Genomic DNA, 1,978 nt, shown 5'->3' on the forward strand with positions numbered 1-1,978 from the left:
CCCTCATGGCCGACCCGGACGAGGCCATACAGGCGCTCGGCAAGTGGTACGCCCTTTACCAGAAACTGCTTGAGCAGGAGAATCTGCTGGACTTCTCGGTGATCCAGCTTGAGGCTTACAGGCTGCTCACGCAAAACCAGGACAGCGTGCTTGCGCCCCTCAGGGAAAAAATCCGCTATGTCATGGTGGACGAATACCAGGACACCAACACCATTCAGGAGCGCCTGCTGCTCTTGTTGCTGGATGAAAAGAAGAATATCTGCGTGGTGGGCGATGACGACCAGGGCCTGTACCGCTTCCGGGGCGCGACCATCCGCAACATCCTGGAATTTGCCGGCCACTTCCCCAGGGGCAAGTGCGCGGTTCATTCGCTGACCACCAATTACCGTTCTGATCCGGGCATCATCACATTTTATAATGGCTGGATGGACGGCAGCGTGGACGGCTTTTCCTGGCAAGGGGCTGACGGCACGCGGTTTCGCTATCCCAAGCGGATCGAGCCGCCCACCGGCAAGCCCGCGCTGGAGGCGCCCGTGCTGCGCGTTTCCGGCAGCGCGGATGAACAGAACTGGCACGAGGAAGTGCTGGACTTCCTGCAAACGCTCAAGGCGAAGCACCTCAGCGACTGGAATCAGGTGGCCTTCCTTTTCCGCTCCGTGCGCTCGGACAAGGCCAAGGCGCTGGCCAGCTTTCTGGAAGAACACGGCATCCCGGTCTATGCGCCGCGCTCCGACCTCTATTTTGATCGGGAAGAGGTGCGCCTCATGCTCGGGGCGTTCCTTTTCATCTTCCGGATTTTTAAGGAGATACGGGAAAAGTGGGAGTCCAGATACCACCCGCTCGCCGTATGGGATTTCTATGATTCCTGCCTCGGCCAGTTTGCGGACAGGCTGCGCCAGCCGGCCAACAAGGAGCTGAAGGACTGGTGCGTGCGCCGCTTTCGTGAAATCGAAAGGATGCTTGACCACAACACACCGCTGGACTTCGGCTTTTCCGCCCTGTTCTACCAGTTGATCCAGTTCCCCCTGTTTTCGGGCTTTCTGGAGCTGGGCGCCTCCTCGCGCGACGAGCGCCCGGCCCGCAACCTGGGCATCTTTTCGCAGCTTTTGGTCAAGTTTGAATACCTCCACCACATCCAGGTTCTGCACCCCGCCTATCTGGAAAAGAACGTCGGCGACCTGTTCAACCACTTCTTCCGCTACATCGTGGACGGCGGCATCACGGAATTTGAAGACCCGGAGGACACCACGCCGGGCGGGGCCGTCTCCTTTATGACCATCCACCAGGCGAAGGGGCTGGAGTTTCCCGTCACCATCGTGGGCTCGCTCAACGCCGTTCCCCGCAAGAATTACAGCGAACTGGACGAGATTCTTGAGGCGCGTCACCACGATCGGCCGCCCTTTGAGCCGCTGGAAAGGATGAAAGACTTTGATTTCAAGCGCCTCTACTATACCGCCTTTTCGCGCGCCAAAAACCTGCTCGTCCTCACCTGCCAGGAAAAGCGCACCAAACGGGGCAAGCTCAGCACCCCCACGGAATACTTCCACAAGTTCTATGCGACGCTCCCGGAATGGCGCGCGGCCAACCTTTCGGCGCTTAACGTGGATGCCGTCCAGCCTGCGGGCATCAAGGGGCGCTATTCCTATACCTCCCACGTCCTCCTTTATGAGGGCTGCCCGCGCCAGTACCAGTTTTTCAAATACTGGGAGTTCAGCCCGGTGCGCGAAGGCCCCATGCTGTTCGGCCAGCTTGTCCACCAGACCATTGAAGACATCCACAAGGCCGTCCTGCGCGAGCAGCCGGAAAGCGTGACCGAGGACAATATCCGCCTCTGGTTCGATGTGAATTACGCCAACCTGAGCCACAAGGAGCGCGTCTATCTGGCCCCGCAAATCCGGGAGGTGGCGCTTGGCCATGTGCTGCGCTATGCGGAGCGCAAGCGCGGCAACTGGGCGGACATACGCGGCACGGAAGTGGA

At 59.7% G+C, this 1,978-nt stretch carries 1 protein-coding gene; it reads left to right on the forward strand.

Features of this window, described 5'->3' with window-relative positions; translation table 11 throughout:
* The coding region (locus tag G7Y51_RS13405) for an ATP-dependent DNA helicase (RefSeq protein ID WP_165178249.1) at nt 1-1,978 on the forward strand (1,978 nt) is incomplete at both ends.

This window comes from Desulfovibrio sp. ZJ369 (genome assembly GCF_011039085.1).
Taxonomy (GTDB): domain Bacteria; phylum Desulfobacterota; class Desulfovibrionia; order Desulfovibrionales; family Desulfovibrionaceae; genus Desulfovibrio.